Genomic DNA, 678 nt, shown 5'->3' on the forward strand with positions numbered 1-678 from the left:
CAGCTTTATCGTCACCAGGAACTTATACAACGGCAAGGGGCAATCCGTCCGCTCTCAAACGGAGTACCTTGCTCCTACCGTCACGGACTACAATGAGCTGGGGCAAGCCGTGAAGCAGACCGTCCTGCTGGATGAACTTCATCCCAATGACACCATCAGAAACAGGATATCGGAAAGTTCCTCCTGTTACCAGCTCCGGGAGGACGGCGTCTACCAGGTGCAGGCTTCCACAACCTATAATGCCGATGGCCTTCCTCTCACCCAGACCACGGAGAATATGATTTCCAGGTTCAGTGCAATTCTGGAAAACAAATCAGTCACCATGGATGTCTATGGTCAGCAGAGCGTACAATGGACGGAGTATACTGCTCCAACCAAGCGCACTCAGTTCAGCCGGATTCCCACTTCGGATATTATAGCCGAGGCTCTTGTCGTAGACGGGTTTACCATAAGCCAGACCGACCAGGCAGGCATTCATTACACACACGAACGGTTCTACACCTCTACGGGAATGATACAGAAGCAGACCGATGGCCGCGGCAATACCACCATCACGGAAACGGACGAGGCGGGACGGACAATCAAAAATACTGACCCAGCTGGAAATTGTACTGCAACCAGTTATCTCTCCTGTTGTGACAATCCTGCCTGCATCACCGATGCTTTGGGAGGCAAGAT

The 678-nt window shown here is 52.1% G+C and carries 1 pseudogene; it reads left to right on the top strand.

The features are described from left to right. A pseudogene (locus HHJ06_RS11675) lies at positions 1-678 on the top strand (sugar-binding protein); the annotation flags it as partial.

This window comes from Akkermansia muciniphila, from assembly GCF_018709685.1.
In the GTDB taxonomy this organism is placed as follows: Bacteria; Verrucomicrobiota; Verrucomicrobiia; order Verrucomicrobiales; family Akkermansiaceae; genus Akkermansia; species Akkermansia muciniphila_E.